Annotated in this window: 7 protein-coding genes; all 7 read left to right on the top strand. The window is 40.0% G+C overall.

What is annotated here, in order from left to right; translation table 11 throughout:
* Positions 1-966: DHHA1 domain-containing protein (locus tag QZ562_RS18070; RefSeq protein ID WP_293763289.1), on the top strand; the 966-nt coding region annotated here is incomplete at its 5' end.
* 139 nt (positions 967-1105) lie between these two features.
* On the top strand, positions 1106-1387 hold the full coding sequence (locus QZ562_RS18065) for a hypothetical protein (protein ID WP_293763286.1): 282 nt from the start codon (positions 1106-1108) through the stop codon (positions 1385-1387).
* 30 nt (positions 1388-1417) lie between these two features.
* Positions 1418-2155, top strand: coding sequence for a DNA repair protein RecO (recO, locus tag QZ562_RS18060; RefSeq protein ID WP_293763283.1), 738 nt, complete (start codon positions 1418-1420; stop codon positions 2153-2155).
* Positions 2152-2883, top strand: a complete 732-nt coding sequence (pdxJ, locus tag QZ562_RS18055) for a pyridoxine 5'-phosphate synthase (protein WP_293763279.1) — start codon at positions 2152-2154, stop codon at positions 2881-2883. The genes recO and pdxJ overlap by 4 nt, the downstream gene beginning before the upstream one ends.
* 5 nt (positions 2884-2888) lie before the next feature.
* Complete coding sequence (acpS, locus tag QZ562_RS18050; protein ID WP_293763277.1) at positions 2889-3269, top strand: holo-ACP synthase; 381 nt, start codon at positions 2889-2891, stop codon at positions 3267-3269.
* A gap of 228 nt (positions 3270-3497) precedes the next feature.
* Positions 3498-5654, top strand: coding sequence for a GTP diphosphokinase (gene relA, locus QZ562_RS18045; RefSeq protein ID WP_293763275.1), 2157 nt, complete (start codon positions 3498-3500; stop codon positions 5652-5654).
* Position 5655: 1 nt separating this feature from the next.
* The gene (gene mazG, locus QZ562_RS18040; protein ID WP_293763273.1) at positions 5656-6486 is read left to right on the top strand and encodes a nucleoside triphosphate pyrophosphohydrolase; all 831 of its coding nucleotides are present in this window, start codon (positions 5656-5658) and stop codon (positions 6484-6486) included.
* The last annotated feature ends 836 nt before the right edge of the window (positions 6487-7322 follow it).

Raw genomic sequence — 7322 nt, 5'->3', positions numbered from 1 at the left:
TCAAGTGGGTATGAGAGACAGGGTATACTGGCAGGAATGGAAGTGGCGGGAAAAGAAAAAAGTCGTTTAGTTGCATCTGATTTAGGTTTTGTTGTGGGCCCGCGGCTTAATGCAGCCGGGCGGTTAGGTGATATGTCGTTGGGCATTGAATGTTTAATAACAGATGACCCCGCGCGCGCAAGGCAAATAGCGGTTCAGCTAGATAGTCTAAACCGTGAAAGGCGTGAAATCGAAGGGTCGATGCAGCAAGAAGCTGTCAAAGCTTTAGACGGTCTAAACCTCGATGCAAATAGCTTACCTTTTGGATTAGTATTATATCGAGCAGATTACCATCAAGGCGTGATTGGTATTTTAGCGGGACGTATTAAAGATAAATATTATCGTCCCACTATCGCTTTTGCTCACCAGGATGATGATACTCTAAAAGGCTCAGCTCGTTCTATTCCGGGTTTACATATTCGTGATTTACTCGAAGAAATAAATAGTCGCTACCCCGATGTTATTGCCAAATTTGGTGGCCATGCTATGGCCGCTGGACTCAGCCTACCCTTAAAAAATCTCCCTGCTTTTGAGCAAGTTTTTCATCAGATAGCAGAAGAAAACTTAAAAGATAGGCCTTTAGCAGGCGAATTAATTTCTGATGGTGAATTGCAGACCGAAGAATTTACATTAGCTTTTGCTCAATGTTTGAAAGACGCTGGGCCTTGGGGACAGGGGTTTCCAGAACCACTTTTTGATGGTGAATTTCAATTGATGGATCATCGTTTGGTTGGCAGCAAACATTTAAAAATGACACTTAAACTTGAAAGTGGTGTGTTAATCGACGCAATTGCTTTTAATGTAGACCTTGCTCAATGGCCTAATCCACAATGTAGCCATGTAAATCTTGCCTATAAGCTAGATATTAACGAATTTAGAGGGCGGACTAGCTTACAATTAATGGTTGAGGGAGTTAGCGCCTTATAGTGCTGAAGTCACTTCCAGGTCCTTTATGTTTGAATGAATAATTCTAAAATATGGATTTTAAAGTGAGATAGGTATAATTATTTATGTAATTTGAGATAAGTGTTAGACTTGTTTTCTTTTAGCTTACTAAATAGTGGTCATGGCAAAAAAATCCGATGTAGAAAAATTACTGGATAAGCACGATAACCTTACTCATTCTGAAGAATTGGTTGTGGTTTCTCACGTTCAGCGTAAAGACGATGATTGGTTTATGAATATTTTGTTGGTTGAGGGTACAGAAGTACCTTTTAAATTTCGACGAAGAAAAACATATAAAAATTTGACTGGAGCAAGAGTCAATTTAACCTATTACCCAATAAAAGAAGAAGTCGCCGGTATGGAGTTTGAAGCCATGAAGGTTGTGCGGATAAAAGTGAGTTAGCCTTAGGCTCACTTCATAAGGGTTTTGCTGTTGGTACCTGAGCAACTTACTGGATTTTTGTTACATCGACGCTCATATCGAGAAACTAGCTATTTAACTGATTTATTTACTCTTGAACTGGGTAAAATCAGCGCTGTTGCCAGGGGTGTACGAGGCAATAAAGGTGACAAAAAAAGTTTATTGCAATCATTTCAGCTGTTACTTTTATCGGTTTCGGGCAGGCATGAACTACGCAATCTCAATCAATTAGAATCAGCGGGTCCCAGATTGCAACTTGGTGGTAATCAATTATTTTCAGCTATGTATCTGAATGAGTTACTCAACCGATTATTACCCAAAGAAGTACCTCATCCTGAACTATTCTTATCCTATCAAAAAAGTCTACATTGGTTGTCGAGTGGTGGGGACATTGAACCCTGTTTACGTCAATTTGAATTGCTGTTGCTAGAAGATATGGGATACGGTATTGATTTGACTCAAGAATATGAGAGCGGTCAATCTGTCGATGTCGATGTTGATTATTGTTTTGTTCTAGAAAATGGAATTAGACGTATAGATAACAATGCACAAGGAAGCAACAGATTCAGTGGGAAAGCGTTGTTACAAGTCAGTAATAATATTTGGACAGCAAACAGTCTGCAATGTGCTAAACGAATTACCAGAATGGCACTCTCGCCACTACTTGGTCAAAAACCGCTCAAAAGCCGGGAGTTGTTTCAACAAACTTGGACGACTACCAAACCAGACAATAATGGGAATGTGAAATGAATGAAATTTTTCTTGGTGTGAACATTGATCACATTGCTACCTTGCGCAATGCACGAGGCACGTCTTATCCAGATCCTGTTCACGCCGCAGAAGTTGCTGAAAGAGCTGGTGCTGACGGAATAACAGTGCACTTGCGCGAAGACAGGCGGCATATCAAAGACCGAGATGTATTTATCCTCAAACAGACTATTCAAACCCGCATGAATCTTGAGATGGCCGTCACCGAAGAAATGCTGCAGATAGCTGTAAAAACAGCTCCAGAATTTTGCTGTTTGGTTCCTGAAAAACGTGAAGAATTGACCACCGAGGGTGGCCTAGATGTAGCGGGCAATCAATCGCGTATGAATGATGCCTGTGCTCGTTTAGGGGCCGCAGGAATTTTGGTATCACTATTTGTTGATGCTGATAAAAAACAAATTGATGCAGCGGTAGAAACCAATGCACCTTTTATTGAAATTCACACGGGCCAATACGCAGATTCGAACAACGAAGCTGAGCAACAAAAAGAGTTGGCTATATTGATTGAAGGCATCCAATATGCTCATTCAAAGGGCTTGAAGGTTAATGCTGGTCATGGCTTGCACTATCATAATGTCAAACCTATCGCGGCTATCCCTGAGTTATACGAACTCAATATTGGACATGCAATTATTGCGCGTGCGGCATTTGATGGTTTACATCGGGCAGTGACAGATATGCGTCGTTTGATGCAAGAAGCACGAGTTTAAAAACTGTGGCGATTATTGGACTGGGTACTGACGTTGTTGAAATCGCCAGAATTGCCAAACAATTAGATAAGTCACAGCGTTTAGCAGAGCGCGTGTTGACCTCAACAGAAATGGTTACTTTTAGAGCTCACAAATTTCCTGAGCGATTTTTAGCCAAACGTTTTGCCGCCAAAGAAGCGGCAGTAAAAGCTTTGGGTACCGGAATTGGTAACGGAGTTAGCTTTCAAAATGTGGAAGTGGTGAATTTATCTTCGGGTCAACCTACACTTGTTTTTTCAGGAGTATTTGCTGAATTGTGTGACAAGCTCGACATCAGCCGTAGTTTCGTCTCTATTTCTGATGAACAACATTACGCGATGGCGACTGTTATTTTAGAATCTAATTGAATCTGTAGAAGCACTAATTTGGTGCTTCTTGGTGCAGTTTTGATGCAACTGCTATCAGCTTATTTGTTTTAGGCCCCTCAGTCGTCGCGGTTTATGAAATAAATGTTGGCTCGTAATATGTAAGCAATTTAATAGTAGTATGAAGAAGGTGAATTTAGCATATGTTATACCACTCAATAATTGCTTTACTTACCTAGTCAGGTCAAGGTGAAGTAGGACAGATTTTATATGGTTTCAATTCGTACAGTACATGAAGATCAGCGCCCACCCTTCGACGAGTGGTTGGCAGGTTTAAACCTGCCTGAAGCTAGCAAGCAAAAACTCAGAGATGTATCTGATACCCCAGAAATACTTCTTATTGGGCAGGAAATGGTAGAAATCCTGCACGAATTACACATGGATGATGAGACTCTGCAAGCGGCGCTTATTTATCCCTATTGTGAATTGCACAAACTAGACGAAGATCAAATTACACAACAGTTTGGCGAAGGTATAAAGAAGTTAATCGTGGGTGTGAGGCGTATGGACGCGATTAAATCTTTACATACAAGTGCGAATAGCAAAAAGAAAAACGACGAAGCTCAGATTGATAATGTGCGCCGTATGTTGTTGGCTATGGTGGAAGACGTACGTGCAGTGGTTCTTAAGCTTGCTGAACGCATTTGTACTTTACAAAAAGTCAAACATGAAGATGAAGAAACGCGGGTTTTAGTGGCCCGTGAATGTGCCAATATTTATGCACCTTTGGCAAATCGTTTAGGTATTGGTCAATTAAAGTGGGAACTAGAAGACCATTCATTTCGTTACTTACATCCCAATACTTATAAAAAAATTGCTACCTTATTGGACGAGCGCCGCTCAGATCGTCAACAATATATTGAAGATTTTGTAGGTGAGTTGCAAGACGTACTCGACTCACAAAATATAAAAGCTAAGGTCTATGGTCGGCCAAAACATATTTATAGCATCTGGAAAAAGATGCAAAAGAAACATCTCGATTTTGAACAACTTTATGACATTCGAGCCGTACGCATTATTGCTGACCGTCTACAGGACTGTTATGCCGCATTAGGTGTAGTGCATGCCAGTTGGAAACATATTCCCAACGAGTTCGATGATTATATTGCGACGCCAAAAGCAAATGGTTATCAATCCATTCATACGGTGACTTTTGGTAAAGAAGGTAAAACCGTCGAAATACAAATTCGAACAGCGCAAATGCATGAAGATGCAGAGCTAGGTGTAGCTGCACATTGGCGTTACAAGGAAGGAACAACCTCAAGCCGCTCTGGATATGAAGAACGAATAAACTGGCTAAGACGTATTTTGCTTTGGCAGGAGGAAGTGGCTGACAGTGGCGATTTAGTTGAAGAGCTGCGTAGTCAAGTATTTGATGATCGTGTTTATGTGTTCACGCCCAAAGGTGACGTGGTTGATTTACCTTTTGGTTCAACACCATTAGATTTTGCTTATTACATTCATAGTAATGTAGGGCATAGATGTAATGGAGCCAAAATTTCTGGCAGAATAGTTCCCTTTACATATGAATTACAAACAGGCGATCAGGTTGAAATCCTCACCGGCAAGCGATCAAATCCTAGCCGAGACTGGATGCATCCTGGCTTAGGTTATGTTTATTCATCCCGTGCCCGTGCAAAAATTCAAACTTACTTTAAAAAACAAGATAAAAGCAAAAACCAACAGGCAGGTAAAGAATTACTCGATAGAGAATTGGGCAAACTAAACATCGAATCAAAAGAAGCCAGCGACGCAACGTCACGTTTTAATATGCAAACCCTCGATGACCTGTATGCTGCAATTGGCGGTGGTGATGTGCGTATTATGCAAGTTGTGCATTTTTTACAGCAAAAGCACGCACCTGCGCCCGAATTAAAAGTCAGGTCTAGAAGGCCACAATCTGCCAAGTTTAAAAAAGACAGTATCGTAGTAGAAGGTGTAGGTAATTTATTGAATCAAATTGCTGGTTGTTGCCAACCTTTACCAGGCGAATTAATTTTAGGTTACATCACGCAAGGACGAGGTGTCAGTGTACATAGACAAGACTGCGAACAACTTAATAATTTATTAGAACAACACCCAGAACGACAAATTGACGTGAATTGGGCCAGTAATTTACAAGCAGCGTTTCAGACTAAATTACATGTTTTGTGTGATGACAGAGCAGGCATTTTACGTGATATCACGACTATTATTGCTAATGAAAGGGTGAGTTTACTGGCAGTAAATAGCATTAGTGATACTAAATTACACAGAGCCAAAATTGAATTAAGCTTAGAGGTAAAAGACCTTTCCAGTTTGTCCAAAGCGATGAGCCGGTTGCAACTTATTAAAGGCGTGACAGAGGTATTAAAGGTTGATAAATAATATGCCTAAAAATGATAGAAATGTTAACCAATTAACACGTTTATTAGAGATTATGCAGCAACTAAGGGATCCTGAAGTAGGTTGCCCTTGGGATAGACAGCAAGATTTTGAAAGCATAGTACCTCACACAATCGAAGAAACTTACGAAGTTGTCGACGCTATACTCAGTGGTAATATGCACGATATTAAAGAGGAGTTGGGTGACCTGTTGTTTCAAGTTGTGTTTTACGCGCAGCTTGCAAAGGAGCAGGGCGACTTCGATTTTGAGGATATTGCTAAGGCTATCAATGATAAATTGATAAGGCGACATCCCCATGTATTTGCTACAGATGGGCTTAAAACAGATAATAAGCATAAAACAGATGGCGAACTCAATAATCAATGGGAACAGATCAAAGCACAAGAGCGTGCAAGTAAAAACCAAGAGCTTGATAGCAGTATCTTAGCTAATATTTCTCTAGGCATGACACCGTTGTTGCGCGCACAAAAAATACAGAAAAAGTGCTCCAAAGTTGGTTTTGATTGGACCGAATTGGCACCGGTTGTTGATAAAATTCATGAGGAAATAGAAGAGGTATTAGCTGAGGTGAAGGTTTCGGAACCCGATCAACAGGCTGTGGAAGAAGAAATAGGTGATTTATTATTTGCTGTTGTTAATTTAGCCCGGCATACCTCAGTCAATGCTGAAACAGCCTTAATAAAAGCCAATCGTAAATTTGAAAAGCGTTTCAGGTTGGTAGAACAAGATATTAAGAGCCAAGGTTTGAGTTTGCAGGCTGCTAATTTTCAGCAGATGGAAGACGCTTGGCAACGAATTAAAAGTATACCTTGATATTTTAATACGAGTTGTCAGGTACCTATCAAACATATGCTTTGAATTAGAAATGGCACTAAGCTTAATATTACTTCCACACAAGCTCTTGAAAATAAAAGCATGACAGTAAAGTATAAACCGACTCATTGTCTAAGTGGCCAATAGCCATTTTAAAAGACTAAATGCGTATCCTTTAAATTCAGAGCATCTACAATAAAATATTATAACCTCCATTTACACAGCCACCCGGATGCATTTGTGACCTGATTTGAATCTACTTTCATAATGGTTTTTTCCCCAGAGCCGGGTAGATAGAAAGAAATAACTCAGGCAATTACCTTAGTGTCGTTCTTCAGTTATATAAATAGACTTCTGATATCAACTAAGTCGTTTTTAAAGTCACATATTATTACTACGAACCCAGTGACGCGGATTGCAATCACTAGGTAATTTAAACATACAATAGTTGTTCTCCCTGTCCCAGTAAGCAGTCGGCATAAGGCTGAAATTACAATCATTGAGCCCATTATCGATTCTGCCAGTGGTACTTTTCGAATGCGCTTAGAATTGGCAAATAAAAACTTTACCCTACCTGCCGGTGTTGCATGTCGACTAAAAGCGATAATACTTTCCCAAAATTGAACATCAAAGAAACGCATTTGTAAGAGAGGTTTGGGACTGATGAGCGATAAAATAACGATAGCTTAATGATTTGTGTAAGCCCTGTTGGGAAGATATTTTTTCAATCGATCAAGTTTGAATAGGTTAAAGTCACTGATAAGAATTGAAATTATCTAACCAAGCTTAGTATCACTAAAGTTGATCAGGTCTCCACGCAACGTATATTGTTATTT

Source organism: uncultured Paraglaciecola sp. (genome assembly GCF_913058035.1).
Taxonomy (GTDB): domain Bacteria; phylum Pseudomonadota; class Gammaproteobacteria; order Enterobacterales; family Alteromonadaceae; genus Paraglaciecola.
The sequence above is the reverse complement of the archived record's forward strand: the minus strand, read 5'-3'. Positions and strand labels throughout refer to the sequence as shown.

What these genes read in the sequence shown, in the direction of transcription:
- QZ562_RS18065 (WP_293763286.1), top strand. Translation starts at nt 1,106, where the DNA reads ATGGCAAAAAAATCCGATGTAGAAAAATTACTGGATAAGCACGATAAC.
- pdxJ (WP_293763279.1), top strand. Translation starts at nt 2,152, where the DNA reads ATGAATGAAATTTTTCTTGGTGTGAACATTGATCACATTGCTACCTTG.
- relA (WP_293763275.1), top strand. Translation starts at nt 3,498, where the DNA reads ATGGTTTCAATTCGTACAGTACATGAAGATCAGCGCCCACCCTTCGAC.
- mazG (WP_293763273.1), top strand. Translation starts at nt 5,656, where the DNA reads ATGCCTAAAAATGATAGAAATGTTAACCAATTAACACGTTTATTAGAG.